The sequence below is a fragment of the Aquimarina sp. 433 genome (assembly GCF_054054605.1).
Window position 1 is genome coordinate 230,814 of record NZ_JBSWZK010000002.1, and the last position, 25,222, is coordinate 256,035.

At 33.4% G+C, this 25,222-nt stretch carries 30 protein-coding genes and 1 riboswitch; of the genes, 11 read left to right on the top strand and 19 right to left on the bottom strand.

Going from position 1 to position 25,222, the window contains the following annotated elements:
* Positions 1-211 precede the first annotated feature (211 nt).
* Positions 212-1,141, bottom strand: a complete 930-nt coding sequence (locus tag ACWNT5_RS05055) for a ketopantoate reductase family protein (RefSeq protein ID WP_456516804.1) — start codon at positions 1,139-1,141, stop codon at positions 212-214.
* A gap of 183 nt (positions 1,142-1,324) precedes the next feature.
* On the opposite strand from ACWNT5_RS05055, the gene ACWNT5_RS05060 reads away from it, so the two are divergent.
* From ACWNT5_RS05060 to ACWNT5_RS05085, 6 genes are all read left to right on the top strand, one after another.
* Complete coding sequence (locus ACWNT5_RS05060) at positions 1,325-2,203, top strand: cell division protein FtsX (RefSeq protein WP_299605071.1); 879 nt, start codon at positions 1,325-1,327, stop codon at positions 2,201-2,203.
* Positions 2,204-2,218: 15 nt separating this feature from the next.
* The gene (locus ACWNT5_RS05065) at positions 2,219-2,608 is read left to right on the top strand and encodes a hypothetical protein (protein ID WP_456516805.1); all 390 of its coding nucleotides are present in this window, start codon (positions 2,219-2,221) and stop codon (positions 2,606-2,608) included.
* Positions 2,609-2,683: 75 nt separating this feature from the next.
* Positions 2,684-2,950: a DUF3098 domain-containing protein gene (locus ACWNT5_RS05070; protein WP_456516806.1), complete on the top strand. Its 267-nt coding sequence runs from the start codon at positions 2,684-2,686 to the stop codon at positions 2,948-2,950.
* Positions 2,951-3,009: 59 nt separating this feature from the next.
* Positions 3,010-3,804, top strand: a complete 795-nt coding sequence (locus ACWNT5_RS05075; RefSeq protein WP_299605064.1) for an undecaprenyl-diphosphate phosphatase — start codon at positions 3,010-3,012, stop codon at positions 3,802-3,804.
* A gap of 9 nt (positions 3,805-3,813) precedes the next feature.
* Positions 3,814-4,521: a tRNA pseudouridine(55) synthase TruB gene (truB, locus tag ACWNT5_RS05080; protein WP_456516807.1), complete on the top strand. Its 708-nt coding sequence runs from the start codon at positions 3,814-3,816 to the stop codon at positions 4,519-4,521.
* Positions 4,522-4,554: 33 nt separating this feature from the next.
* Positions 4,555-5,265, top strand: a complete 711-nt coding sequence (locus ACWNT5_RS05085; RefSeq protein WP_456516808.1) for a hypothetical protein — start codon at positions 4,555-4,557, stop codon at positions 5,263-5,265.
* 1 nt (position 5,266) lies between these two features.
* On the opposite strand, the gene ACWNT5_RS05090 is transcribed toward ACWNT5_RS05085, so the two are convergent.
* Positions 5,267-5,875, bottom strand: coding sequence for a thioredoxin family protein (locus tag ACWNT5_RS05090; RefSeq protein ID WP_456516809.1), 609 nt, complete (start codon positions 5,873-5,875; stop codon positions 5,267-5,269).
* A gap of 171 nt (positions 5,876-6,046) precedes the next feature.
* On the opposite strand from ACWNT5_RS05090, the gene ACWNT5_RS05095 reads away from it, so the two are divergent.
* Positions 6,047-6,610, top strand: a complete 564-nt coding sequence (locus ACWNT5_RS05095; RefSeq protein ID WP_456516810.1) for a DNA-3-methyladenine glycosylase I — start codon at positions 6,047-6,049, stop codon at positions 6,608-6,610.
* 1 nt (position 6,611) lies between these two features.
* Here the strand turns inward: ACWNT5_RS05095 and upp are convergent, their stop codons facing one another.
* The 4 genes from upp to ACWNT5_RS05115 form a co-directional block, all read right to left on the bottom strand.
* Positions 6,612-7,265, bottom strand: coding sequence for a uracil phosphoribosyltransferase (gene upp / locus ACWNT5_RS05100; protein WP_299605054.1), 654 nt, complete (start codon positions 7,263-7,265; stop codon positions 6,612-6,614).
* 25 nt (positions 7,266-7,290) lie between these two features.
* Complete coding sequence (gene aat / locus ACWNT5_RS05105) at positions 7,291-7,929, bottom strand: leucyl/phenylalanyl-tRNA--protein transferase (protein WP_456516951.1); 639 nt, start codon at positions 7,927-7,929, stop codon at positions 7,291-7,293.
* Positions 7,930-8,163: 234 nt separating this feature from the next.
* Complete coding sequence (locus ACWNT5_RS05110; protein ID WP_299605052.1) at positions 8,164-8,538, bottom strand: DUF3127 domain-containing protein; 375 nt, start codon at positions 8,536-8,538, stop codon at positions 8,164-8,166.
* Positions 8,539-8,546: 8 nt separating this feature from the next.
* Positions 8,547-9,422: a flavin reductase family protein gene (locus tag ACWNT5_RS05115; RefSeq protein ID WP_456516811.1), complete on the bottom strand. Its 876-nt coding sequence runs from the start codon at positions 9,420-9,422 to the stop codon at positions 8,547-8,549.
* Positions 9,423-9,556: 134 nt separating this feature from the next.
* Here ACWNT5_RS05115 and ACWNT5_RS05120 point away from each other — a divergent pair, with 134 nt between their 5' ends.
* Complete coding sequence (locus tag ACWNT5_RS05120) at positions 9,557-10,771, top strand: sensor histidine kinase (protein ID WP_299605049.1); 1,215 nt, start codon at positions 9,557-9,559, stop codon at positions 10,769-10,771.
* A 37-nt stretch (positions 10,772-10,808) separates the two neighbouring features.
* Entirely contained in the window at positions 10,809-11,177 is a 369-nt protein-coding gene (locus ACWNT5_RS05125) for a hypothetical protein (RefSeq protein WP_299605047.1), read from the top strand.
* Here ACWNT5_RS05125 and ACWNT5_RS05130 read toward each other — a convergent pair.
* The 3 genes from ACWNT5_RS05130 to greA form a co-directional block, all read right to left on the bottom strand.
* A complete protein-coding gene (locus ACWNT5_RS05130; protein WP_299605045.1) occupies positions 11,174-11,590 on the bottom strand; it encodes an acyl-CoA thioesterase in 417 nt (138 codons plus the stop codon). The genes ACWNT5_RS05125 and ACWNT5_RS05130 overlap by 4 nt on opposite strands.
* Positions 11,591-11,980 carry an HIT family protein gene (locus ACWNT5_RS05135; RefSeq protein ID WP_299605044.1) on the bottom strand — a complete coding sequence of 130 codons (390 nt, stop codon included), beginning with the start codon at positions 11,978-11,980 and terminating at the stop codon, positions 11,591-11,593. It lies immediately after the preceding gene.
* A 121-nt stretch (positions 11,981-12,101) separates the two neighbouring features.
* Positions 12,102-12,578: a transcription elongation factor GreA gene (gene greA, locus ACWNT5_RS05140; RefSeq protein ID WP_299605043.1), complete on the bottom strand. Its 477-nt coding sequence runs from the start codon at positions 12,576-12,578 to the stop codon at positions 12,102-12,104.
* Between the two features lie 166 nt (positions 12,579-12,744).
* On the opposite strand from greA, the gene ACWNT5_RS05145 reads away from it, so the two are divergent.
* A complete protein-coding gene (locus ACWNT5_RS05145) occupies positions 12,745-13,179 on the top strand; it encodes a hypothetical protein (RefSeq protein ID WP_456516812.1) in 435 nt (144 codons plus the stop codon).
* Here ACWNT5_RS05145 and moeB read toward each other — a convergent pair.
* Genes moeB through thiS form a run of 8 tightly spaced genes read right to left on the bottom strand, consistent with a single transcriptional unit; the run spans position 13,176 to position 20,404 of the window.
* Positions 13,176-14,237, bottom strand: coding sequence for a molybdopterin-synthase adenylyltransferase MoeB (moeB, locus tag ACWNT5_RS05150; RefSeq protein ID WP_456516813.1), 1,062 nt, complete (start codon positions 14,235-14,237; stop codon positions 13,176-13,178). The two genes, ACWNT5_RS05145 and moeB, sit on opposite strands and share 4 nt — an antisense overlap.
* Positions 14,238-14,263: 26 nt before the next feature.
* Positions 14,264-15,376, bottom strand: a complete 1,113-nt coding sequence (thiH, locus tag ACWNT5_RS05155) for a 2-iminoacetate synthase ThiH (protein WP_456516814.1) — start codon at positions 15,374-15,376, stop codon at positions 14,264-14,266.
* Entirely contained in the window at positions 15,369-16,139 is a 771-nt protein-coding gene (locus tag ACWNT5_RS05160; RefSeq protein WP_456516815.1) for a thiazole synthase, read from the bottom strand. Before ACWNT5_RS05160 ends, thiH begins: the two co-directional genes overlap by 8 nt.
* A gap of 3 nt (positions 16,140-16,142) precedes the next feature.
* Positions 16,143-16,784 carry a thiamine phosphate synthase gene (locus ACWNT5_RS05165; RefSeq protein ID WP_456516816.1) on the bottom strand — a complete coding sequence of 214 codons (642 nt, stop codon included), beginning with the start codon at positions 16,782-16,784 and terminating at the stop codon, positions 16,143-16,145.
* Positions 16,785-16,820: 36 nt separating this feature from the next.
* Positions 16,821-17,603, bottom strand: coding sequence for a hydroxymethylpyrimidine/phosphomethylpyrimidine kinase (locus tag ACWNT5_RS05170; RefSeq protein WP_456516817.1), 783 nt, complete (start codon positions 17,601-17,603; stop codon positions 16,821-16,823).
* A gap of 6 nt (positions 17,604-17,609) precedes the next feature.
* A complete protein-coding gene (locus tag ACWNT5_RS05175; RefSeq protein ID WP_456516818.1) occupies positions 17,610-18,245 on the bottom strand; it encodes a thiamine phosphate synthase in 636 nt (211 codons plus the stop codon).
* Positions 18,246-18,298: 53 nt separating this feature from the next.
* Positions 18,299-20,158 carry a phosphomethylpyrimidine synthase ThiC gene (gene thiC, locus ACWNT5_RS05180; protein WP_456516819.1) on the bottom strand — a complete coding sequence of 620 codons (1,860 nt, stop codon included), beginning with the start codon at positions 20,156-20,158 and terminating at the stop codon, positions 18,299-18,301.
* A 45-nt stretch (positions 20,159-20,203) separates the two neighbouring features.
* A complete protein-coding gene (gene thiS, locus ACWNT5_RS05185; protein ID WP_456516820.1) occupies positions 20,204-20,404 on the bottom strand; it encodes a sulfur carrier protein ThiS in 201 nt (66 codons plus the stop codon).
* A gap of 68 nt (positions 20,405-20,472) precedes the next feature.
* Positions 20,473-20,569: riboswitch (TPP riboswitch) on the bottom strand.
* 318 nt (positions 20,570-20,887) lie between these two features.
* Between thiS and ACWNT5_RS05190 the strand changes: the two genes are divergently transcribed.
* Positions 20,888-23,332 carry an ATP-binding protein gene (locus tag ACWNT5_RS05190; protein ID WP_456516821.1) on the top strand — a complete coding sequence of 815 codons (2,445 nt, stop codon included), beginning with the start codon at positions 20,888-20,890 and terminating at the stop codon, positions 23,330-23,332.
* Here the strand turns inward: ACWNT5_RS05190 and ACWNT5_RS05195 are convergent.
* Both ACWNT5_RS05195 and ACWNT5_RS05200 read right to left on the bottom strand, forming a co-directional pair.
* Positions 23,329-24,678, bottom strand: a complete 1,350-nt coding sequence (locus ACWNT5_RS05195; RefSeq protein ID WP_299605021.1) for a sigma-54-dependent transcriptional regulator — start codon at positions 24,676-24,678, stop codon at positions 23,329-23,331. The genes ACWNT5_RS05190 and ACWNT5_RS05195 overlap by 4 nt on opposite strands.
* A gap of 182 nt (positions 24,679-24,860) precedes the next feature.
* Positions 24,861-25,190, bottom strand: coding sequence for a hypothetical protein (locus ACWNT5_RS05200; protein ID WP_299605019.1), 330 nt, complete (start codon positions 25,188-25,190; stop codon positions 24,861-24,863).
* Between the last annotated feature and the right edge of the window lie 32 nt (positions 25,191-25,222).

Consider the following 25,222-nt stretch of genomic DNA (forward strand, 5'->3'; position numbering starts at 1 on the left):
GATCGCTTTAAATTTGAAACATAAACATAATCCTTTTCATTTCTTTTGCTTGTCCAAAAGAAACGAAACAAAGAAAAAGACACCTTTTACAAGGAATTTTTATTCGATAAATCTCATAAAACCATACTCAAAACTTCGCGTCGACTCGTACCTCATCTCCTGAATTTCGAAGCTTTTGAGTATCTATTCTTTGTAAAAGGATAACAAAATGCTAAGAATTTAATCTTGCTTTTGCTTCCATTGGTTGTAAGCAACTATAAATAAACGTATTTGTAGGTGTATCGACACCTAGTTTTTTACCTTCTTTTACAATAAAACCATTAAAATTTTCTAGCTCTGAAGGTCTACCTTCCATAATATCTCTTTGAGTAGATGCTGTGGCATCATAAGGCTGATTTTTGATAAAATTCATGATACCTTCTACAATGGTCGGAGGCATTGCTACTTTTTTTGCAATAGCAACTTGATAAATTTCGGAAGCTGTAGCTTTCAATATACTATTAAGCTCTGGATGCGCATACATCTCTCCAATCGTAGCTCTGGTTAACGCTCCCAATCCACTTACTGTGGCAATAAACATAAACTTACTCCAAATGTCTACCTGAATATCCTCAGAAATTTTATTTTTAAAACCTGCTTTATCAAACACCTCTTTTATACGAACTAGTCGATCTGATTTAGTTTTATCCAATTCTCCAAAAATAATCTCTGGTGGGTGTCCAAAATGTGAAATTATTCCTGGTGATTCGATCTTGCTGTAGATTTTGCATAAACCTCCCAATACATATTTCTTATCAATCACGGAAATGATCTTTTCTGCATTATCAGCTCCATTTTGTAACGGAATTACAACAGTAGTATCTTTAAGTAATGGTTTTATGATTTCGGCAGCGTCTTTAACTTGCCATGATTTTGTACAAATCAATATTAAATCGGCTTTATCAATTTGATGTATATCATCTGTTACCGAAAAAGGTGCTGTAACAAAATCTCCTTCAATACTCTTTACTTGCAATCCATCCTGGAGTATCGCTTCGAGATGTGCTCCTCTTGCCAGCATAGATACTTTCTGACCCGAAAAAGCAATCTTACCTCCAAAATATCCTCCTACTCCTCCTATACCAATTATTACTGTATGCATATGATTTGGTTATATTAAAAATAACAATGTTTGTAAGTTTACGTTATCTGATAAAGAAACTAAAATTAGATAAAAGATTATTATAATTGATCTTAATTATTAGTGCAACTAATTCTGAAATGAGATGTATTTAGCATCAAAAGTCTATTAACTTTATTATTTTTACCTGCAAAATAAATCTTTATGAGCTCATCCTTTGAAAAATATCAGAAACGCAGACTTATATCTTCTTATTTCTCTGTGGTGATTAGTATTTCTCTGGTGCTTTTTTTATTGGGATTATTAGGTCTTTTGGTGTTGAATACCAAAAAGGTAGCCGATCATTTTAAAGAAAAAATTGCTTTGACCATTTACTTAAAAGATACTGCCAAAGAGGTAGAAATTAAACAAATGGAAAAAAGTCTAGCGTTGGCAGAATACACCAAGTCTACTACTTATATTTCTAAAGATGAAGCGGCAGAAGAGCATAGTAAGGATATTGGAGAAAACTTTATGGATTTTTTAGGATACAATCCTTTACAAAATTCTATAGATGTATTTCTTAAAGCCGACTTTGTAGATCAAGTAAAAATTGATGAAATAACCACAAGCATTACTAAGAAAGATTTTGTAGACGAAGTAATTTATGACAAACCTTTAATCTCGCTACTAAATGACAATATCAAAAAAATAAGTTTTTGGGTATTACTTATTAGTGGGATTTTCACATTTATTGCGGTGTTACTTATCAATAGTTCCATACGATTATCTGTATACTCAAAACGTTTTATTATTAAAACAATGCAAATGGTAGGTGCTACCAAAAAATTCATCCGTAGACCTTTTGTTTGGAAGAGCATTCGTCTAGGTATGATCGGAGCAATTGTTGCATTAATAGGAGTAGGAGTTGTATTATATTATTTGGATCAGGCTTTTCCTGAACTAGGTTTATTGAATGACAAAATCTTACTCATTGGTTTATTTGGAGGAGTTTTTGGAATAGGTGTTTTCATCACATGGCTTAGTACTTTCTTCGCTACTCAGCGTTTTCTTAATCTTAGAACTGATGAATTATACTATTAATTATCTGAAGCTATCATGAAAAAAACCGGAAGAATTTTCTTTTCCATATCATCGGTATTGTTCATCATTTTTATGTGGGTTGCCATTCAAACGTTTAAACCAATACGAGATGTGCAACCTGATGACGTTATAGAAATTACAGGCTTTGTTACCAAAGTAGAAGAGAAAAGCGGTTTTGATATCGCCATTACTTTAGAAAATGATGATCATTACTATTATATTAATCGAGGATTAGAACAAGGGTTGACTATCCAACAGTTACAAGAGGAATTAATAGGCAAAAAAGTTACTTTGTATTCTATTCATAGATGGACTATATTTACGCGTGACAAAATTATGGGACATGTCTCTAAATTGGTAGTAGATGATCGTGTAATTTTTAATGAAATTCAAGAAGAAGAATAGTTATAAAAATATAAACATTGGAATTCTATCTTCCTTGCATACCTAGATAGAACAACATCATAAATAACGACATTCATGAGTAAACAATCCAACAATAGCACAGTGCACAAACCAGATTTCGTTTTTGGGAAGAAAAACTATGTAGTAATGGCAATTGGTATTGCTGTAATTGCCTTAGGTTTTATCCTAATGGCAGGAGGTGGAAGTGACGATCCTAATGTTTTTAATCCTGAGATTTACAATTTCAGAAGAATTCGATTAGCTCCTATGATTGTATTAATTGGATTTGGAATTGAAGTTTATGCCATTTTACTAAATCCAGACAAGAAGAAAAGCGAGTAAACAAACGATTTATCTTCTCGTAGTTATATATTTGCATCGAATTTTACAAAACGTTCCTTATGGAAATTATTGATGCTATCATTTTGGGTGTAATTCAGGGACTAACTGAATTTCTTCCAGTTTCTTCCAGTGGTCATTTAGAATTAGGAAAAGCTATTCTAGGTGATAAAAGTGTACCCGAAGAATCCTTGCTTTTTACAGTTGTTTTGCATTTTGCGACAGCACTTAGTACTATTGTTGTATTTCGAAAAGACATTCTACAGATCTTAAAAGGTCTTTTTCAATTTAAAAAGAATGAAGAAACTATGTTTTCTCTGCGAATTATAGTTTCTATGATTCCGGCAGTTCTTATTGGTCTATTTTTCGAAGAACAATTAGAGCAGCTTTTTGGTGGGAATATTATGTTCGTTGGTTTTATGTTATTGATCACGGCGATTCTTTTATGGTTAGCAGATAAGGCAAAAGACACTAATAAGATCGTAAGCACGTCTAATGCTTTTGTTATAGGAATTGCTCAAGCGATTGCCATGTTACCAGGTATTTCTAGAAGTGGAGCTACCATTTCTACGTCTGTACTGCTGGGTAATGATAAAACAAAAGCAGCAAGATTCTCATTTCTTATGGTAATTCCTTTAATTTTCGGAAAGATTGCCAAAGACCTATTAAGTGGGGATTTAAACATCTCTTCAGAGAGTAGTTTCCCTTTAATTCTAGGGTTTTTAGCAGCTTTTATTTCTGGACTTTTTGCCTGTACATGGATGATTTCTTTGGTAAAAAAGAGTAAATTATCATATTTTGCCTTATATTGTATTGTTGTTGGTGTAATTGCCATCATCTTTGGTTTTATTAAATAGTCCCCAGTAATGCTAACCGAACAAGATTATAAAGACGGTCAGATCGTTCTGATCGACAAACCGCTTCAATGGACTTCCTTTCAGGTTGTTAACAAAGTACGTTGGCGTATTCGTAAAACTTTCGGGATTAAAAAAATTAAAGTTGGTCATGCTGGTACGTTAGACCCACTAGCTTCTGGATTACTAGTCATTTGCACTGGTAAGTTTACAAAACGAATTCAGGAATTCATGGGGCAAACCAAAGAATACACTGGAACCATTACCTTAGGAGCAACGACACCTTCTTATGACTTAGAGACTGAAGTAGATCAGACTTTTCCTATAGATCATATTTCAGCAGAAAATATACAGAAAACCATAAAAGGGTTTGTTGGAGAAATTGAACAATATCCTCCAGTTTTTTCAGCCTTAAAAAAGGATGGAAAAAGATTATATGAGTATGCTCGCGAGGGAGAAGAAGTAGCCGTAGCAGCAAGGAAAATTACGATTTCCGAATTTGAAATTACACGAATAGAATTACCAGAAGTAGATTTTAGAGTAGTTTGCGGAAAAGGAACCTATATACGATCATTAGCACATGATTTTGGAAAAGCATTGCAAAGTGGTGGCCATCTGAGCGCATTAAGAAGAACTAAAATCGGATCTTTTGATGTTACGGACGCAATAAGCCCTGAAATATTTGAAAATCAGCTACGTGCAGAAATCGAAACCTTATAAAATATTGTAGAAGAAAAGGAGTTATAGATACCTATGCAATTTATAGAAAAACATAAAGCATTAATTATCACATCTATGTTGATGGGTATTTTTGTGTTGACGCTCTACAATATTAATATGGTGAATAAAAAGAAAGAGCAGTCAGAAATTCTTATGGAAATCCCAGAAGAGTTAATGGAAGAACTTGCAAAACAAGAAGAACCCGAAGAAGAAATAGCTCCCGAAGAAAACAGAGAATTAATCGCCTCGAAAAGAACTCATGATGCGTTTAACGAAGATTTCGAGGATTCTGAGGATTTCGAACAACGTCTGAAATCTCTTACCGAAACAGCAGAAGCGACAAAACAAACTTCTGATAATGAAGAAATGGTAGAAGGAGAGGAAATAGTGAACGAAGAAATCATTGAGGAAAAGGTTGAGGAATCTAAAAAAGATGAAAAGCCAATTTCTGAAGAAGTTAATAATAGAAATAGTTCGGTTACTTTTACACTAAAAGGAAGACAAAAAAAAGACATCCCCAATCCTATTTATACTTGTAATGGGAGTGGGAAAGTCGTTATTAAAATTGAGGTAAACCAGAACGGTTATGTTACCGATGCCAAAGTTGACAAAAAAAGATCTACCACGCGAAACGAATGTCTTTTTGAAAACGCAATTAATTATGCACGAGATGCTTTATTCTCCTCTTCTGAAATAGAAGAACAAAAAGGTTTTATCACATATTACTTTAATTACGGAGGATAGCTTACAGAAGCTTTACTAAATCTTCTGCGATGTTATTCCCTTTATCTTTGTTATACCAAACCTGTAAATCTTGCTTAAATTCTGGATCCAGACTTCCGTGTAACTCTTTATAGTCATTTACCATTTTAGTAGCTACTGATGGTCTTGGACCCCAACTATCTACTACTTCTTTTGTTTCTTTATTATAAGCAATTAATTTAGGGATAGACTTGCCACCGTTAGTAAGAAAGTTATTCATTAGTTCGTCATTATCATCTCTAGAAATAATTCTTAGCTTAATTCCATCGTTCATTTCTGCAAGCTTATTAATTACCGGTAAGGATTGTGCAGCATCACCACACCAACCTTCGGTTAACACCAACCAGGTAATATCTGTTTTAGCATTCGTAAACGCATCCTTTACTTGATCATCTATTTTTAAAGTTTTGTCCAGTCTTTTCATTCTACGATCATTCAGCATACTGTAATTAGTTAATGCATCAGACTGTTCATGACCTGTAGACTTACCTTCTGCTAATAGGTCACTTACTAAACTTCTATATTCCTGATAGGAATATGAATTATCGATTCCTTTTTCTATTAAATTATGTATTGTCATTGTTGTTTCCATAGTTGTTATCTCTCTTACGAACTAAGACGAGACCGAGTTTCAAAACTTACAAATCATGTAAACCCTTCTACAGTGTCAAAAATACCATTTCGATAAAAAACATTTATTCAGTACTTCAAAAATATCAATAGGAATACTTTATTTTAGACAATAATTTTTAAAAAATACTTTATGGGAAAAACTCGATGCGGATGGTGTATTGGCGACCCTTTGTATGAATCTTATCATGATAATGAATGGGGTGTTCCATTGCACGATGAACAATTATTATTTGAATTCTTAGTTCTAGAAACCTTTCAGGCAGGATTAAGTTGGATTACAATTCTTAGAAAACGCGATAATTTTAGAGTTGCTTTTGACAATTTTGATTACCAACGTGTGGCGCGATATGACGATAACAAAAAAGAAGAATTATTACAAAATCCAGGTATCATCCGAAACAAACTAAAAGTAAATTCTGCAATTACGAATGCTCAGAACTTTATCAAGATCCAGGAAGAATTTGGAAGTTTTGATGCGTATATCTGGGGATTTGTAGATGGAAAACCTATTAAAAATGCTTGGAAAGACCATAAAGAATGTCCTGCCAATACTCCTCTTTCTGATAAGATTAGTAAAGATTTAAAGAAACGAGGTTTTAAGTTTGTTGGATCTACTGTAGTGTATGCTTTTATGCAAGCAATTGGAATCGTAAATGACCATATCGTAGACTGTTACAGGTACAATGAGGTGTAAATTACAATTTGGATCCGTAAGAAAGGTCTCCAGCATCTCCTAATCCAGGAATTATATATCCTTTGGAATTTAGCTCTTGATCAATAGCAGCTATCCAAAGATGTGTATTTTCTGGAAATATTTTTTCTACATACTCCACTCCTTTGTTGGATCCAATAACTGAAACTATATGAATTTGCTTAGGTGTCCCATGACTTTTTAAAGCTTTCATGGTATTTTCTAATGTTTTTCCGGTAGCTAACATTGGATCTATTAATACTAACACCTTATTTTCTATGGAAGGAGATGCCAAATAACTTACCACCACATCAAATTCATCACTATTTCCCTTATGATCTCTATAAGCTGATATAAAAGCATTTTCTGCTTGATCAAAATAATTAAGAAGTCCTTGATGCAAAGGCAAACCTGCTCTTAAAATAGCACACAATACAAGATCTTTTTGTGGAACCGAGATTTCTTTAGCTCCAAGAGGCGTCTGAGTCATTTCCTCAGCATACGTCAAAGTTTTACTAAGTTCATATCCCAAAACCTCTCCTATACGCTCTATATTACGCCTAAAACGCATAGCATCTTTTTGGATAGCTGTATCTCTAATTTCTGCTATAAATTGATTTAAAATAGAATTTTCGGTTTCAAGATTATGTATGATCATAAAGGTTTGATTTTCTTATATAAATCTACTTCAAAAAATTCATAAAATCATCTCTTGGAATTTCTTTTGCACCCAAACTTTCTAAATGATTTGTATGTACCTGACAATCTATTAACTTCACTTCATTTTCCTTTAAAAACTCTACAAGTTTAATAAACCCATATTTAGAAGCATTACTTACTTTAGAAAACATACTTTCGCCACAAAAGACATTCTTGTCTTTTAGCCATACTCCATACAAACCTCCAACCAATTCCGAATCTTTCCAAACTTCTACTGAAGTTGCATATCCCATTTTGTGAAGTGTAGTATAAGCTTTTTTCATATCTGGCGTTATCCAAGTTCCTAATTGATCTACTCGATCAATCGAAGCACAATTGTCAATTACATTTTCAAAATCCTTATTAAAAGTTACAGAAAACGTATTTCTTCGTAACAGCTGCTTCATACTTTTACTAATCTTTAGTTCATTCGGAAAAAGTATCATTCTAGGATCAGGACTGAACCACAAAATTGGCTGATCTTCATCATACCATGGAAAAATACCTTGATGATATGCCTGTAACAATCTAGGCACTGAAAGGTCTCCACCAATTGCTAATAATCCGTCGTTATTGGCCTCGGATACTGGTGGAAAAGCAATAGAATTATTAAGTATGTACAAATCTAAATTCGCTAACGTTTCTACAACGTTAAATATCAATTAGTTGTTTGAATTGACCAAAAAAATCGCAATATTTGTTAAGACCTTTTAAGATAAATTTTGTTCATCATTGCTTTTTTGAGTTTTATTAAAAGGTTAACCTAAAACCACAATATGAAAAGTCCGACACGTATGTATCGGACTTTTTGCTTTGTAATTCAATATGTTGCTTAAAATTTTAGCAACATGTTGAACTTAAAATGGTAGATCGTCGTGATCTTCTTCTTTAAAATCGGTAGCAGGTTCAAATGCATCAGCAGGAGGCATTGCTGCCGGAGCTGAAGGAGCTGCTTGTTGTAAGTTTTCGATTCTCCAACCTTGAATAGAATTAAAATATTTTGTTTCTCCCTGAGGATTTACCCATTCGCGACCACGCAAATTGATACTTATTTTTACATCCTGACCTATCTGAAAGTTATTTAATAAATCACATTTATCCTGAATAAACTCAACCATTATATGCTGTGGATATTGCTCATCTGTAGTCACCACTATCTCACGTTTTCTGAACCCATTGCTTCCAAACGTCTGCGTTTCACCTAACATCTTTACTTTACCTTGTACTTCCATGTGTTTAATTATTGTATTGCTGCTAAAATATTCCAGGCAGTTTGAATATCATCTTTATCCAAATACTGCTGTGCAAATTTATGAATTTCTATTAGGTTAGCACCCTGAATTTTATCCTTAATATCACTATTGTTATTAACAAAATCTTTGGCTTTGTTTATTTCAGGGATACTTTCAATATTTCCCAATTTGCCTAAATCATTACCAGTAAAAACACTACTATTCTTAATATGAATTGGTAGTACATCAATTCCAATTCCTATAGTACTTAGAGGTTTTGGCACTTCGAACATTCCCATATTTGCTCTAGAATACCAATTACCACCCATACGAGCTACCTGATCAATTTTGTATTGGTCGATCTTACCATTAGCATCTAATATATCTTCTTTTACGTGCATCAATAAGACCTCGCAAATAACCAAGTTACCAGCACCACCATTATCACCCAATGAAACAACCTCGTTTACCTTGCACTCAAACTGAACTGGAGCTTCAGCTACTCTAAAAGATTTTATCTTTTCTGAAGGCAACATGGTCAATCCAGCTTTCTCAAACTCATTAACACCCTCTGGATATTCTGTACTAGACAAGGACATTTGCTGAACAATATCATAATTAACAATATTAATTACTACCTCATCCGTAGCTATAACATTCTCTAAAGTATGTTTGGTAGAATTATCTCTCACTCTTCGGGCAGGAGAAAAAATAAGAATAGGTGGATTAGCACTAAATACATTAAAAAAACTAAAAGGAGAAAGGTTTGGACTCCCTTCCTTATCCACTGTACTGGCAAAGGCTATAGGTCTTGGGCCTATTGCTCCAAGCATCATTCCGTGTAATTTTCCAGTGGAAACTTCTAAAGGATCAATTCGTATCATATAAAAATCTAATAAGACAAAGATAATTAAACTTTAACCCGATTAACATTCATTTGTTTGGTTTTACTTACCTTGGTATAAAACAATAAAATCGTATAAAAACGTTTATATTTAGGACTTGCAATACACTTTTTATGAACTTTTCTGACGAACGTAATTTAGCTAGTTACTTTATAATATTTGCCGTTCTTGTAATTACAGGTCTTGTATTATGGAACACCTCTTTGTTTTTGCAACGCTTAAAGAAAGATGAAAGTATCAAAATGCAAGTTTGGGCTCAATCTTTTAAAGCGCTGAGTAGTTCTGGTATAGACGGTTCGGATGAACTTAGTCTTGATGATTATTTAGAATTATCAAACCTAATCAATCGTACTAACAATACAATACCTACCATTATTACAAATGCAGAAGGAGATTTGATCAAAGACTCCAAAGGAAGAATTGACATTCAGGGCACCACGTTAAACCTTCCAGAAGACATTTCCGAAACTGAATTAAGGGATCATCTGGACAATATGAAATCAGAAAATGAACCTATTGTTTTAGATCTTAAAGATACCGTACAATACGTCTATTATGGCAATTCTTCTATTCTTAATAAATTAAAATACTACCCTATAGCCATTGCATTGATCATTTTTTTGCTTATTGGTGTTATTTATTTCTTTTTTACTACTTCTAAAGCGAGTGAACAAAATAAATTGTGGGCTGGTATGGCTAAAGAAACAGCGCACCAGATCGGAACACCACTTTCTTCATTAGTTGGCTGGAACGAAATTTTAAAAGCAGAACAAGTAAATCCAGAATACATTGTAGAAATCGAAAAAGACATTTCTAGATTGAAAGTAATTACAGAACGATTTTCTAAAATTGGCTCGATACCGAACTTGGAAGAATCAGATATTGTAAAAGAAACGAGTGAAGCATACACGTATTTACAAAGTAGAAGTTCTAAATTAATTAATTTCTCAATAAACATTCCCGATGAGTCTATTGTGGTACTTCTAAACTCTCAGCTTTATAGTTGGACCATAGAAAATTTGGTTAAGAATGCGATAGATGCTATGAGAGGAAAAGGAGATCTTAATATTGATTTATCTCAGGATAGTAAACGTGTTTACATTAGGATTACCGATACGGGAAAAGGAATCCCAAAAAGTAAATTTACTAAGATTTTCGAACCTGGTTACACCTCTAAAACCAGAGGTTGGGGACTTGGGCTCTCGTTGGCTAAGAGAATCATTGAAGAATACCATTCTGGTAAAATTCGAGTACTAAGATCGGAAATAGGAAAGGGTACTACATTTCAGATTACTTTAAGTAAATATGATGCTTCTAGCATAACATAATGTTTTTACGCACGTTATCTTTTAAAATAAATGTAACGTGAAAACTGAGTATATCATTTTAAAAAACGCCATTCTAAATAATAATTGTCCTGAATGTTACGCTACAAAAAGCCTACAACTTTCTTTTAAACAAAAAAAGGTTCTTTCTAAATTATACATTAAAACAGAAAAGGATGTTATAGAGAGTATGGATTGCCAAAAATGTGACACCACTATCTACCCTGGTCGATGGACCGATGATATCGAAAGAGTTTATGAATATCATAAGAAAACAATATCCGTAGCGTCTTCTGGAATCAGATTTACTAAACTATTTTACACAATACTCTTTTTACTTATTCTGATAGTTTCTTGTGCTATTGGAGCATTTCTATTTTTCCCCGATCTTTTTGCTGATAAACTCTAAGCATATTCATTCATTACAGCTCTAAGATCCTCAGGAATAACAAATGTTTTATCAATATTAAAGTCAAAACAAACAGCTACATCGTTACCAACAGCACATAAAGTACCATCATCATTGTAAAGTTCGTGATACAAACCAAAACTTGAATTTTTGATATAGGCTACTTTTGTTTTTATCAATACATTTCCAGGAAAAAATAAAGGATTTTTGAAATCACATTTGGTAGAAACCAACATAGGTCCTTTTTTGGTTGTTGCATATAATTTTGCCAAACCAGACACCTCCCAAAATTGAACACGCGCACTCTGCATGTATTTCATGAAGTTAACATTATTTACGTGCTGATAGGTATCCATTTCACTCCAATCAATCCTAAGCTGTAGTGAAAGTTTAAATTCTGAAGAGGTACTCATTTACAAATTAGATTGAATCTTTTCGGCTAATGTTTCAAACTCTTCTTTACTCATTGATACTTTATGCTGAAATGTCATCTCTCTCATATCATTAAGTGGAATTAAATGCACATGAACATGAGGTACTTCTAGACCTACTACAGCAACCCCAACTCTTAGACAGGGTACAGATTTTTCAATTGCCTTTGCTACTTTACGAGAAAAACGCATCAGTTCTATATAAGTTTCTTCGTCTAGATCAAAGATTTTATCTTCTTCCTTCTTTGGAATGCATAGCGTATGCCCTTTGGCATTGGGGTTAATATCTAAGAAAGCATAAAAGTGCTCATCTTCTGCAACTTTATATGAGGGTATTTCACCAGCAACTATTTTCGTAAAAAGGGTAGACATTTGTTATAAATTTTGGTTGGTTTATTGTTACGAAATATAGAACATTTCTAGGAAAATAATAATCATAAAAAAACCTTTCTCATTTTTTTAAGAAAGGTTTTCGTATTCTATGTTATTTATACTATTCTCTTGTTATTTCTACCACATCAAACTTCATAATTCCGTTAGGAACTTGAATCTCTGCTACCTCTCCAACGCTTTTACCTAGAAGACCTTTGCCGATTGGAGAATCTACCGATATTTTTCCAGTTTTAAGATCTGCCTCACTTTGTGCTACTAGTTTATACGTCATTTGAGCACCATTGGTTTGGTTTTTTATCTTTACCGTAGAATGTATTAACACTTTTGAAGTATCTAACTGAGATTCATCAATAAGACGAGCTCCAGCCAAAGTCTCTTCTAATTTAGAAATTCTCATTTCTAACAGTCCTTGTGCTTCTTTTGCCGCATCATATTCAGCATTTTCACTTAAATCTCCCTTATCACGTGCTTCTGCAATTGCTTGTGATGCTTTAGGTCTTTCTATATCTTTAAGGTTATTTAACTCGTCTCTTAATTTTTTTAGCCCTTCTGCAGTGTAATAGGATACTTTGCTCATAACTTCATCGTTTATATAAATACAAAAAATCCCATAGCTATGGGACTTTATCTAAAACAAATATAAGAAAAAATAATACCGAATCACATTTTTGACTAATTTGGTCGTTTAAAAAATCCCTGTTTTTGTAAATAAAGAATATCTTTCTTTTTTTAAGAGTAAACAAATGAAAAAAATACTATTTATACTATCCATTTCACTATGTATCATTTCTTGTAGTAGTGATGATAATCGTTCTAATAACCCTAACCTTCCGTCAATCAGTTTTAACCATACGGTAAATTTAGATCTTCCACAATTTAATGATCTTAAATTTCCTGGAAACTCTGAAGTAATAGGAATTGAAGGAGTTGGTATCAAAGGTGTGATTATCTACAATGTTGACAACACATTATATTCTGCTTTTGAACTTAGCGATCCTAATATTACTCCAAGTGACTGTTCAGCTCTAAATGTAACTGGTATTAGAGCCGAATCTAATTGTGGTAATGATAACGCTTATGAAATCATCAATGGGCAGCAATTAGAAGGAGAAGGTGGTTTTCCTTTATTGAGATATCAGATTAGAAGAGAGCAAAATATTTTGGTAATTTCTAATTAAAAAGCAGACAATCCATTACTTAAATTAATGAGATGAAGATCATTTCTTTTTTCTCTAATAAGTTCTATTGCTCTTTTACTACGAATTCCTGATTGACAACAAACTACAATTGGTTTCTTACCATTCAATTCCATTATATGATCCGAAATACTTTCTAAAGGAATATGCGTACCGCCTATGTTAAAATGATTAAACTCTTCGAAAGATCTGACATCTAAAATTTGATAATCTTCTATATGTTTTTTCAGTTCTACTGCATTGATTTCTTCAAAACCATAAGAACTTATTCCGCAGAAAAAATCGTAATCCTCTTCTAGTTGGTCTATTTCAATATCATGATTTTTCTTGAATGCAATGACCTGCTGTTGCATCGTTAGCGTATCAAAATAAAAAAGCTTTCCTCGTAATACTTCTCCAATTCCTGTAACCATTTTGATTACTTCATTGGCTTGAAGACTTCCAATAATTCCAGGTAACACCCCCAAAACTCCTATATCAGAACAATTAGGAACAGCTCCTGGAGATGGAGGAGAAGGAAACAAACAACGATATGTTGGTCCATCCTTATAATTTAAGACAGAAACTTGTCCTTGAAATTTAAAAATAGATCCAAAAACTAGTGGTTTATCAGCTAGTACACAAGCATCATTCACTAAGTATCTGGTCGGAAAATTATCGCTTCCATCCACTATAATATCATAGGCTGAAAATAGTTCTACAGCATTGTCATTATCTAGTAATTCTTCATATACCTTAAAAAAAACAAAAGGATTTAGCGCTGCTAACCTTTCTGAAGCAACTCTTGCTTTTGACTTTCCAATATCACTAATTGTATATAAAACTTGTCGTTGTAAGTTAGTTTGATCAACTATATCATTATCAATAATACCGATAGTTCCAACTCCTGCGGCAGTAAGATATTGTAAAATTGGACATCCTAAACCACCTGCACCGATAACTAAAACTTTGGCAGATTTTAATTTTTCTTGCCCTTCGACACCTATCTCATCGAGTAAAATATGGCGACTATATTGAATGTTTTCTTCTTTGTTTAACATATGCAGCACTGACTTATCCTTAGTTATTATTGCCAATTATGTGCCCAATCTTTCCAAACTACTTCTAAACCTTTAGATTTTAGCATAGTGACCACTTCTTCGGTAGAACGCTCATCAGAAATTTCGAACTGTTCCAAAGATTGAGGTTCTACAGCATATCCTCCAGGATTTGTTTTGGATTCTGCACTTATAGAAGTAATACCTAGATTGACAATATTTTCTCTAAAAACTTCACTCTCACGAGTAGACATAGATAACTCCACATCTTCATCTAATAATCGAAATGCGCATATTAATTGTACTAAATCCGAATCTGTCATTTCTACTTTAGGCTCTAATCCTCCACTATGCGGTCGTAACCTCGGAAATGATATAGAGTATTTAGTTTTCCAATACGTTTTTTGAAGATATTGTAAATGCAACGCAGTAAAAAAACTATCTGCTCTCCAATCTTCCAACCCAAACAAAGCTCCTAACCCTATTTTATGAATTCCTGCACGTCCTAATCGATCTGGAGTTTCTAACCTATAGTCAAAATTAGACTTTCTCCCTTTTGGGTGATGCTTCTTATACTCTTCTTTATGGTAAGTTTCCTGATACACCAACACTGCATACAAACCACTTTCTATAAGCAACTCATAATCCGGTTGATCTAATGGTTGTACTTCTATATTGATATTTGCAAATTTTGACTGAATTAACCGTATCGCGTTGTTGATATATGAAACACCTACAGTTTTATTTGCCTCTCCAGTAACCAATAAAATATGATCATATCCTTTTGACTTTAAATATGCTACTTCTGCTAGTATTTCCTCATCGGTCAAAGTCCTTCGAGGAATTTTATTAGTCATACTAAAACCGCAATATGTACAAATGTTTTGACATTCATTACTAAGATACATGGGTGCATACATCTGTATGGTATTCCCAAATCGTTTCTTAGTAAGTTGATAACTTAATTGTGCCATTTGCTCCAAATACGGTTTTGCGGCTGGAGAAATTAACGCTTTAAAATCCTCAATAGTTCTTTTCGAAGTATATAAAGCTTGCTGAACATCTTGTTCATTTTTTTGTAAAATATCGGAAAGCACATCGTTCCAATCAAACTTATCGAATATGTCTTTGAAACTACTCATTCAAAAAACTTGTTAATGGGCTACTTGCTTCTGCGTGTTTTTTAACAGGCGCTAATTTTGCATTATAAGCTAGCCTACCTGCTTTAACAGCCATTCTAAAAGCCTCTGCCATAGCAATAGGCTCCTGAGAAACTGCAATCGCCGTATTTACCAATACAGCATCTGCTCCAATTTCCATTGCAAAAGCAGCATGTGATGGACTACCGATACCTGCATCTACAATTACAGGGACGTTACTTTGATCAATGATTATCTCTAAAAAATCAAATGTCTTTAAACCTTTATTACTTCCTATTGGCGCTCCTAAAGGCATAACACATTGCGTTCCTACCTCTTCGAGTCTTTTGCACAAAACAGGATCGGCATGAATATAAGGCATTACTACAAATCCTAATTTTACAAGCTCTTCTGCCGCTTTTAAAGTCTCTATAGGATCTGGTAACAAATATTTTGGATCAGGATGAATTTCTAATTTGATCCAATTCGTTTCTAACGCTTCCCTTGCCAATTGTGCAGCAAAAACAGCTTCTTTAGCATCTCTAACTCCCGATGTATTTGGTAATAAATTAATTCTGGGATGATCTAAATGCCCTAATATATCATCATTATCATCTTCAACATCTACTCTTTTTAGAGCTACTGTTATCAATTCACTTTCCGATGCTAATAATGATTTTCTCATTAGATCAGAGGAACTAAATTTTCCTGTACCTGTAAATAATCTAGATGAAAACTCTTTATCTGCAATTTTTAATGTATCCATTTTTTAGCCTTTCGCTATAAGCTTGTTAGCCATGAGCACTTTTATATGTTGTATTTTTTCTTCTAATCTTTCCTGATTGGTAAGCATTCCAGAAACAGCAATTCCAGATACACCAGTTTCCATAATACCAGCAATATCTTCTTCAACAATACCACCAATCGCTACAATTGGCATTTCTATTTCCTGAACTCCTAATTCTGAAATAACAGATCGATATCCCTCAATTCCAAGAATAGGACTTAATTTTTCTTTGGTTGTAGTATATCTAAAAGGACCAAGGCCAATATAATCTACTCCATCATTCTTATGTTGTATACAGTCCTGCAGTGTATTTGCAGTACCTCCAATAATAAAATTAGGGCCTAAAATATTTCTGGCTTCTTTAGGGTTCATATCATTTAATCCTAAATGCACTCCATCTGCCTGCGATGCCTGCGCAATACTCACGCTGTCGTTTACGATCATAATCGCTCCATACTGATCACAGATTTCTCTGCATTTTAGAGCAGTATTTAAAATGGTAGCTGGATCTTCATTTTTTAGACGTAATTGCACCCATCTTACACCTGCTTCACAAACTTCTCCTATATGCTGCAAATGCTCTTGTGGAGAATTTCCTTGTGATATATATTGTAAGTTTATCATATTAATACATTCTTAACTTCTTCAACTACTTAACCACTAAAACTTATGATAGCCCAATAATGTCTTATTAGACCTTAATACATTTTCTGTATATCTTTTTCCTCTAAAACATGCTTTCAATAAAGGAAAACCTAAAGCCAAATATGCAGCAACAGCAGATGATAATACACAACCACTACCATGTTTTTCTGTGATTCTATTGCGCTTTGGGTTTAATGTAAAACAATTACCTTTTTTAGTATACAATTCATCCTTACCCACCATTTCTTTACGATGCCCTCCTTTTAGAAGTACATTCGTATAGCCAGAAATATGATTTATAGTTTCTTTTATGTTCTTATCAGCATACAGTTTTTCGATCTCTTCGTAATTAGGAGTAATTAGATATATCTTTTGCAAGACTTCTTCGAAGTACTTTTTATCATCTTTCCTATCTTCATGATCTAGTTTTTCACTTTCGGAATGAAAATCATAGGAAGAGCTAGATCTCAATACTGGATCCAAAATGATTTTTATCTTACTATTATTTTTCAATAAAAAATCGATAATTTCATTTAGTACTTTCCAATTCTGAACAATTCCGATCTTCACAAAGTCAATGCTAAACTTTTTAAAAAGAATCGCAATTTGATTTTTCATTACCTCTTTATCAATCCAAATACACTCTTCAAAATCAGTATCATTTTGTATCGTATTGGCGGTACATACAGCAAATCCGTAACACTTTAAAGCCTCCATCGTTTTAATATCAGCCGTTAATCCAGCTCCCGATGAAGGATCAAAACCGGCAATTGTTAATACATTAGGACGCTTTTTCATACACTTTCAATTCATAATCCTAACAACAGCATCATGAACATCTTTAATCTTAATAAAACTTTTTATTGGATCTTCTGAATTCCAAACACCTCCTAAAATTCCAACCCCTTTAAATCCTAAATCATAGGTTTTTTGTAGTGTGCTTTCATTGATACCACCCATACCAATTATAGTATGATCCATATCAGTTACATCGAAACCTTTACCTTCATATCCAGCTTTAGATATAGAACCAAAAACAGGACTTAATAGCACATATTCAAAAGCAGCTTTACACGCTTTAATATCTTCTTTAGAATGGAAAGAACTCGTTACAGAAAAACCTTTGTTTTTATAGACTTGAATAGTTACTTCTAACGCATCTTTCAGATCAATTCTTGCTTGTTCTTGCAGGTGAATCCCTCTTAGATTATACTGTTGTGTTAACTCAGGAAATTGATGTGTCATAATTTTATTATGATACTTTGTGTCTATCTGCTCCAAAAGTGAGCGATATCCATCTATCGTAAATGTAGGTTTACGTAGATGCAATATTTCTAAGCCTTCTTTAAACAATTGATTAATTTGTTCTGCCTCATTTGGCAAAGCCTTTTCTGATGTAATTACGATGATCATTTTTCTGCTTGCTATTCTATTTGACATGGAATCGGGTACAAGATTCGATGTCCGATACCCAACTCCAAGTACCTTGATACTTATAGATAAACTTCGCTTCCTTTTTCTTTAAACTCTTCTGCTTTTTCTTGCATTCCTTGTTCTAGCGCTTTCTGATCATCAATTTCCTTTTTAGCGGCATAATCTCGTACTTCTTGAGATATTTTCATTGAGCAGAATTTTGGACCACACATACTACAGAAATGAGCGATTTTTGCTCCTTCTGCCGGTAAGGTCTCGTCATGATATTCTCTTGCTCTTTCTGGATCTAAGGCAAGATTAAATTGATCTTCCCATCTGAACTCAAATCGTGCTTTACTCAAAGCATCATCTCTATGTTGTGCTCCTGGATGTCCTTTTGCCAAATCCGCGGCATGTGCTGCTAACTTATAAGTAATCACTCCTGTTCTAACATCTTCCTTATTAGGCAATCCTAAATGCTCTTTTGGAGTTACATAACATAACATTGCAGTACCATACCATCCTATCATTGCCGCTCCAATTCCTGAAGTAATATGATCATATCCTGGCGCAATATCTGTAGTTAAAGGCCCTAATGTATAAAAAGGAGCTTCTCCACAAGCTTCTAACTGCTTATCCATGTTCTGCTTAATCATATGCATAGGTACATGACCTGGTCCTTCAATAAAAGTTTGTACGTCATGCTTCCAGGCAATTTTTGTTAATTCACCTAGTGTTTCTAATTCTGCAAACTGGGCTTCATCATTAGCATCTGCAATACTTCCTGGACGCAAACCGTCTCCTAATGAAAATGCAACATCATAAGACTTCATGATTTCGCAAATCTCCTCGAAATGAGTATATAAGAAACTCTCTTTATGGTGCGCTAAGCACCATTTTGCCATGATCGATCCTCCCCTAGATACAATTCCTGTAACTCTTTTAGCAGTCATTGGCACATATGCTAAACGAACACCTGCATGAATGGTAAAGTAATCTACTCCTTGCTCTGCTTGCTCAATTAAAGTATCTCTAAAAATTTCCCAGGTAAGATCTTCTGCCTTACCGTTTACTTTTTCCAACGCTTGATAAATTGGTACTGTCCCTATTGGTACAGGAGAGTTACGAACAATCCACTCTCTGGTTTCGTGAATATTCTGACCTGTAGAAAGGTCCATAATATTATCCGCTCCCCAACGGCACGCCCATACAGCTTTTTCTACCTCTTCTTCGATACTGGAAGTAGTTGCCGAATTACCAATATTAGCATTAATTTTTACCAAAAAGTTACGCCCTAAAATCATTGGCTCTGCTTCTGGATGATTAATATTAGAAGGAATTACTGCTCTACCTCTTGCTACTTCCTCTCTTACAAACTCTGCAGTAATTTTCTTAGGAATACTCGCCCCAAAATCCTGACCTGGATGCTGTTTGGCAATTCTAGTTGCTTCCTCTATTTTTTGATTTTCTCTAATGGCAACATATTCCATTTCTGGGGTAATGATTCCTTGCTTTGCATAATACATTTGAGAAACATTCTTACCAGCTTTTGCTCTTTTTGGTTTTCTAAGATGGTTGAATCTTAGGTGATCTAAACTTGGGTCATTTAGCCTTTGATTACAGTATTCAGAAGAAAAACCATCTAGCTCTTCGACATCACCACGATCTAATATCCATTGCTCTCTTATACGTTCAATTCCATTATGAACATTAATTTCTTTGGTAGGATCTGTATAGGGTCCACTTGTATCATATACTACTACAGGCTCATTTGGCGTTTTCTTACGAGTCATCGAATCTACTGTATCACTCAATTCTATTTCCCGCATCGCCACATTGATCTGTGGATGGATACTTCCTTTTACATATACTTTTTTAGAGTTGGGAAAAGGTGTTGTAGTAATTTTTTCTTGCTGTGGTGCGGTATCTTTTTTCTTCATAAACATGTTGTTTTAGCTTCTGGTAATCGTTTATCTGTAATGTATTTATCCTCCTTGAGTAGCTTGAATTATAGTAATATTATCGCTTACTTTGATTAAAGTCTGGCTCCATTCTTTTTTGGTAACAACTTCATTATTTATTGCTATTGCAATTCCATCTTTAGCAATGGATAGCTGCTCTAACAAAGATGTTATGGAACTATTTTCGGAAACAGTTTTTTCTTGATTATTAACGTTTATGGTCATTCTAAAATCTTAAATCCATAAACTTTAGGCACATACCTATAACGAGAAGAAAAATCACATACAATAATGCAGTGACATTAACTTTTCCCTTCATCAGTATTAACTGCATCAGGTTCGAAGGGTATTTCTCAGACTCCTTTTTCGGAGACACCCCTAAAGTTTATTTGGTAAAGGTAAGGAATCTAAAAATAAATACAGTATCTACTTTCCTATTTATAAACTTTTTATGAAAATCTAAAGTCTAGATGCTAGAGAAAGACAAGGGTAATCCTTGTTCAAAACGAAATGCTAATGCGAGTTGTATCATCAATAAACAAGGTGGTTCCAATGATTTATTGTAAATTTATAAATCGGTTAAACAATGCTTCTCCTTTTTTGAAGTTAGTATACTAAGAAATAAGTTATTACTATCAATTTAAATCTAATTAAATTGATTATTAGAGATTCCTCTTTTAAAATTGGAAACTCAATACATATAAACCAATGAAAAATACCAAACGTGCCATAACATCAAAGGTAATTATTAGCTATAGTCTTGCGACCGTTTTGGCCGTTCTTTCTTTTTGGATAATCTATAGTCAATTAAATAACTACACAGAAAGCACTAAAATAAAGAATGAAAATAATGAAAAATTAGTTCTTGTCGGAGAAGCTATTACCAGATTATATGAAGCGGAAAGCCTTACAAGAAATATCATTCAAACTTCTAATAAGAACAAGAAATTTCAAAATTACACTGCCAAAGTAGATTCTATTATTAATACGATTGATCAACTTGCATACGTTTCCTCCGATAGTGTTCAGATTAGAAAAATAGATAGTATTAAAATTTTAGTAGATAATAAAAATAAAAACTTTGCAGAGTTAATAGACATTTATAAACAACGTAATCGAAAAGGTACTTATCAAACAGCTATAGATGAGTTAAAAAAGACCAATGCTAACTTCGAAGATTATGACACCAACTATGAAAAACGTTTTAAAGACAAGTCTCCTGATAAGAGAAAACTTTTTTCTAATGTGATAGAATTATTAAAAAAGGACAATGAAAAAAGGTTAACCAACGAAACAGTAGAATCTCTTACCAATACGGTAAAGGAAGTACTTGCAGAATTAGAAGCAAAAGACCGGAGATATAGATATGAGATTTGGTATAAAGAAAATAAACTCTTAAAAAACGATCAGGTTATTACTCAAAAATTAAGAGATATTTTAGCTCATATTGAACAAAACGAGAGAAACGAATTTAAAAAGAGATTCCAAGCTTCGAGTGAGGTCATGGATAAAACCTTTACGTTTATCATTATTATCTCTGCAATAAGTCTTGTCATTGCTATTATTTTTATTGTATTAATTACTGGTGATATTTCTAAAAGTCAGAAATTCAGAAATGAATTGGAGAATGAAAAAACATACACAGAGTCTTTATTAAAAACCCGAGAATCTTTAATCAACACGGTTACTCATGATCTACGTTCTCCTCTAAACACAGTGATTGGATATTCCGATTTATTAGAAAAAACAGGATTAAACAATAAACAAAAACATTATCTAGGCCATCTCAAAAAATCATCGGATTACATTCTGCATTTAGTGAATGACTTGCTTGATTTATCAAAATTAGAGGCTGGTAGAATGGTGATCGAAGAATTACCCTTTTCTCCAAAAAAATTAATAATAAATACCATTACAAGCGTAATACCAGTAAATGATGCTAAAAACCTTGATATTTTTATCAACACCAAAAATGAACTAAAAAAACAATATTTAGGAGATCCCTTCCGTATCAAGCAGGTACTTACTAACTTGCTTAATAATGCGTATAAATTTACGGACGTAGGCTCCATTACGATTGATGCAGAAATTACGGAAAACGGGCTAGCAGAAAAAGAACTGAAAATCTCTGTTAAGGATACAGGAATTGGTATTACAAAAGAGCAACAAAAATATATCTTCGAAGAATTTTCTCAAGGCGATGATGACACTGAAAAAAAGTATGGTGGATTTGGTTTAGGCCTGGCTATCACAAAGAAAATAATCCAACTACTTAATGGCAAAATCCGCTTAGAAAGTGAACCTAATAAAGGAAGTAATTTTACGTTTTGCATACCTATTAAACTTGCTAAAAATCAAATCCCTGAAGAAGAACATGAAGTAGCAAAAATAGAACACTTCACAAATAAAAGAGCACTCATTGTAGATGATGACTTAAGTCAATTAGATCTAACTAGTGAAGTTGTTTCACTTATGGGATTATCTTATGATATCTGTGAAAATGGTTTAGATGCTCTTGAACTTCTCAAAAAAAACAGCTATGACCTTATTCTTACAGATATTCAAATGCCCAAAATGGATGGTTTCGAACTTTTGAAAAATGTAAAAGAAGACTCAAAATATGTGGATACTCCAATTATCGCACTTTCAGGCAGAACCGATACTACAGCATCGGAATATGAAGTAGCAGGTTTTTCTAGTAGCTTGCGAAAACCATACGCACCACAGTCACTTATAGATCTGGTTGCATCCGTATTAAAAATTGATGCGCCTGATATCGAATACGAAAACCCAATTACTGATCAGGAAGAAGAATCCGATTATTCTTTAAGTGATCTGATGCTTTTTGCACACGGAGATTCTGAATCTCTTTATGCTATTTTAGAAACCTTTTGCGATAGTACTACAGACCATATAAAAGAATTAAAAACAGCAGTATCAACTAATGATGGCGATCTAGAACAAATTAAAAGGTTAGCACATAAAATGCTACCTATGTTTAAACAGATAAAAGCCAAGGAAATCGTACCTATATTAGATACACTTGAACATCTGGATGACTACGAACTAAACTCTGAAGAAGTTCTTTCTCTCACTAAAGAAGGGATACAAAAGATAGAAAACCTAATTGATAAGCTTAAAGTAAAACACTAAAGACTTATATCGTATTGCTTTAATTTATTGTAAAGTGTTTTTCTATCTATATCAAGCATGCGTGCAGCTTTTGCTTTATTACCATTAGCTTTTTCTAAGGCATCCAAAATCAATTCTTGTTCATTTTGGTTTTTAAACAACCCATAGGTTTGTTTCGCATTATGTGAAGCATATGCCACATCATTTGGTAATACATCTAGGGTAATCATATCATTTTGCGAAAGTAACACAGATCTTTTTACGATATTTTTTAATTCCCTTAGATTTCCAGGCCAATCATATTTCTTAAATGTATCGAGAACCTCATCTGCAAAACCTACAACGTGCTTATCTAGCTCTATATTAGACTCTTCGAGAAAATAATTTGCGAACAACATTAAGTCCTCAATTCTATCCTTTAAAGGTGGAACTTTTATTGAAAATTCATTTAGTCTGTGATACAAATCCTCTCTAAATTCTCCTTCTTTTACAGCATTACTTAAATCCTCATTGGTAGCTGCAATCACTCGAATATCTACTTCTATCTCCTTATTACTTCCTACAGGCTTAATCTTTCTTTCTTGCAATGCTCTTAGCAACTGTACCTGTAATTCATAACTTAGGTTTCCAATTTCATCTAAAAATAGAGTTCCTCCATTCGCTGCTTCAAAATGACCTACCTTATCATTAACAGCACCCGTAAAAGAACCTTTTATATGTCCAAAAAATTCACTGGAAGCAATTTCTTTAGGAATTGCTCCACAATCTACGGGAACAAAAGGTTTATCTGCTCTCTTACTTGCTTTATGAATACTACTAGCTACATATTCTTTTCCTGTACCACTATCACCAATTACCAAAACAGACATTCTGGTAGGAGCCACTAAAGCTACATATTCATTTAGTTTTTTGGATGCATCACTAACTCCTTTGACAAAGGAATTATTCTGAGACACTACTACCTCTTCTTTTTTAGAAGATTCTTTTTTTACGGGTTGAGAAACATCCTTTACCTTTAAGGCATTTTCTAAAATTTGTAGTATTTTATCTGGATTAAATGGTTTAGAAACATAATCAAAAGCCCCTTGTTTAATAGCACTAACTGCCATATTAATTTCGGCATAACCAGTCATAATAACGACTTGAGTTTTTGGATTTTTTGCTCTAATATCATCTAATAAAGTAATTCCATCTCTATCTGGCAGTCTAACATCTGTAAGGACTATATCAAATGTATGTTCTTGAATTTGTAAAACAGCTTCACTACCAGAAAATGAGGTTGATACTTCATATCCTTTTTTTTGTAAAAAAGTCTTAAGCATTGTGCAAAAAGCCACATCATCTTCAACAATCAGTAATTTGGACATATGATATCATTTAATTCTAAATGTATTATATAAAATTAAATATTAAATACATTTAATAATTCTCTTCTTCAAAGAAACGTAAAAAATAAAAAAGAGACCCTTGGGATTGGGTCTCTTTTTAGCACTAAACAACTTTATATCGTCTTTTGGTTGCAAAACGATATCCTTTTCTACCCCTAGATTTAAGATTTGTCGTCTGGCTTAATCCATTCGCCATTAGCGCTTGCAAATACAACTTTAGTATAGTTATCTTTACCTTTAAGGACAATTTTATAGGTATTATCCTTAGATATATAAGCTCTATAAATACGTAAGTTTTCAAAATCCTTAGCGGCTGCATCCTGAACCATCATAGGTAATTCTACAATTTCAATTTCAGTATATTCTTGCAGCTCATATTCGTAATCCATAAACTCCCATCCATCATTTTCAGCTAACTCATCCTGTGCTATCACTCCTTGTGCTGAAATAATACTTACTACTATCGCGATGATCATTTGTAAATTTTTCATTTTGTTAATATGTAAAAACTGGTTTTACGATT

Coding starts and splice junctions, on each gene's coding strand:
- ACWNT5_RS05055 (WP_456516804.1), bottom strand. CDS start 1,141: ATGCATACAGTAATAATTGGTATAGGAGGAGTAGGAGGATATTTTGGA.
- ACWNT5_RS05060 (WP_299605071.1), top strand. CDS start 1,325: ATGAGCTCATCCTTTGAAAAATATCAGAAACGCAGACTTATATCTTCT.
- ACWNT5_RS05065 (WP_456516805.1), top strand. CDS start 2,219: ATGAAAAAAACCGGAAGAATTTTCTTTTCCATATCATCGGTATTGTTC.
- ACWNT5_RS05070 (WP_456516806.1), top strand. CDS start 2,684: ATGAGTAAACAATCCAACAATAGCACAGTGCACAAACCAGATTTCGTT.
- ACWNT5_RS05075 (WP_299605064.1), top strand. CDS start 3,010: ATGGAAATTATTGATGCTATCATTTTGGGTGTAATTCAGGGACTAACT.
- truB (WP_456516807.1), top strand. CDS start 3,814: ATGCTAACCGAACAAGATTATAAAGACGGTCAGATCGTTCTGATCGAC.
- ACWNT5_RS05085 (WP_456516808.1), top strand. CDS start 4,555: ATGCAATTTATAGAAAAACATAAAGCATTAATTATCACATCTATGTTG.
- ACWNT5_RS05090 (WP_456516809.1), bottom strand. CDS start 5,875: ATGGAAACAACAATGACAATACATAATTTAATAGAAAAAGGAATCGAT.
- ACWNT5_RS05095 (WP_456516810.1), top strand. CDS start 6,047: ATGGGAAAAACTCGATGCGGATGGTGTATTGGCGACCCTTTGTATGAA.
- upp (WP_299605054.1), bottom strand. CDS start 7,265: ATGATCATACATAATCTTGAAACCGAAAATTCTATTTTAAATCAATTT.
- ACWNT5_RS05110 (WP_299605052.1), bottom strand. CDS start 8,538: ATGGAAGTACAAGGTAAAGTAAAGATGTTAGGTGAAACGCAGACGTTT.
- ACWNT5_RS05115 (WP_456516811.1), bottom strand. CDS start 9,422: ATGATACGAATTGATCCTTTAGAAGTTTCCACTGGAAAATTACACGGA.
- ACWNT5_RS05120 (WP_299605049.1), top strand. CDS start 9,557: ATGAACTTTTCTGACGAACGTAATTTAGCTAGTTACTTTATAATATTT.
- ACWNT5_RS05130 (WP_299605045.1), bottom strand. CDS start 11,590: ATGAGTACCTCTTCAGAATTTAAACTTTCACTACAGCTTAGGATTGAT.
- ACWNT5_RS05135 (WP_299605044.1), bottom strand. CDS start 11,980: ATGTCTACCCTTTTTACGAAAATAGTTGCTGGTGAAATACCCTCATAT.
- greA (WP_299605043.1), bottom strand. CDS start 12,578: ATGAGCAAAGTATCCTATTACACTGCAGAAGGGCTAAAAAAATTAAGA.
- ACWNT5_RS05145 (WP_456516812.1), top strand. CDS start 12,745: ATGAAAAAAATACTATTTATACTATCCATTTCACTATGTATCATTTCT.
- moeB (WP_456516813.1), bottom strand. CDS start 14,237: ATGTTAAACAAAGAAGAAAACATTCAATATAGTCGCCATATTTTACTC.
- thiH (WP_456516814.1), bottom strand. CDS start 15,376: ATGAGTAGTTTCAAAGACATATTCGATAAGTTTGATTGGAACGATGTG.
- ACWNT5_RS05160 (WP_456516815.1), bottom strand. CDS start 16,139: ATGGATACATTAAAAATTGCAGATAAAGAGTTTTCATCTAGATTATTT.
- ACWNT5_RS05165 (WP_456516816.1), bottom strand. CDS start 16,784: ATGATAAACTTACAATATATATCACAAGGAAATTCTCCACAAGAGCAT.
- ACWNT5_RS05170 (WP_456516817.1), bottom strand. CDS start 17,603: ATGAAAAAGCGTCCTAATGTATTAACAATTGCCGGTTTTGATCCTTCA.
- ACWNT5_RS05175 (WP_456516818.1), bottom strand. CDS start 18,245: ATGTCAAATAGAATAGCAAGCAGAAAAATGATCATCGTAATTACATCA.
- thiC (WP_456516819.1), bottom strand. CDS start 20,158: ATGAAGAAAAAAGATACCGCACCACAGCAAGAAAAAATTACTACAACA.
- thiS (WP_456516820.1), bottom strand. CDS start 20,404: ATGACCATAAACGTTAATAATCAAGAAAAAACTGTTTCCGAAAATAGT.
- ACWNT5_RS05190 (WP_456516821.1), top strand. CDS start 20,888: ATGAAAAATACCAAACGTGCCATAACATCAAAGGTAATTATTAGCTAT.
- ACWNT5_RS05195 (WP_299605021.1), bottom strand. CDS start 24,678: ATGTCCAAATTACTGATTGTTGAAGATGATGTGGCTTTTTGCACAATG.
- ACWNT5_RS05200 (WP_299605019.1), bottom strand. CDS start 25,190: ATGAAAAATTTACAAATGATCATCGCGATAGTAGTAAGTATTATTTCA.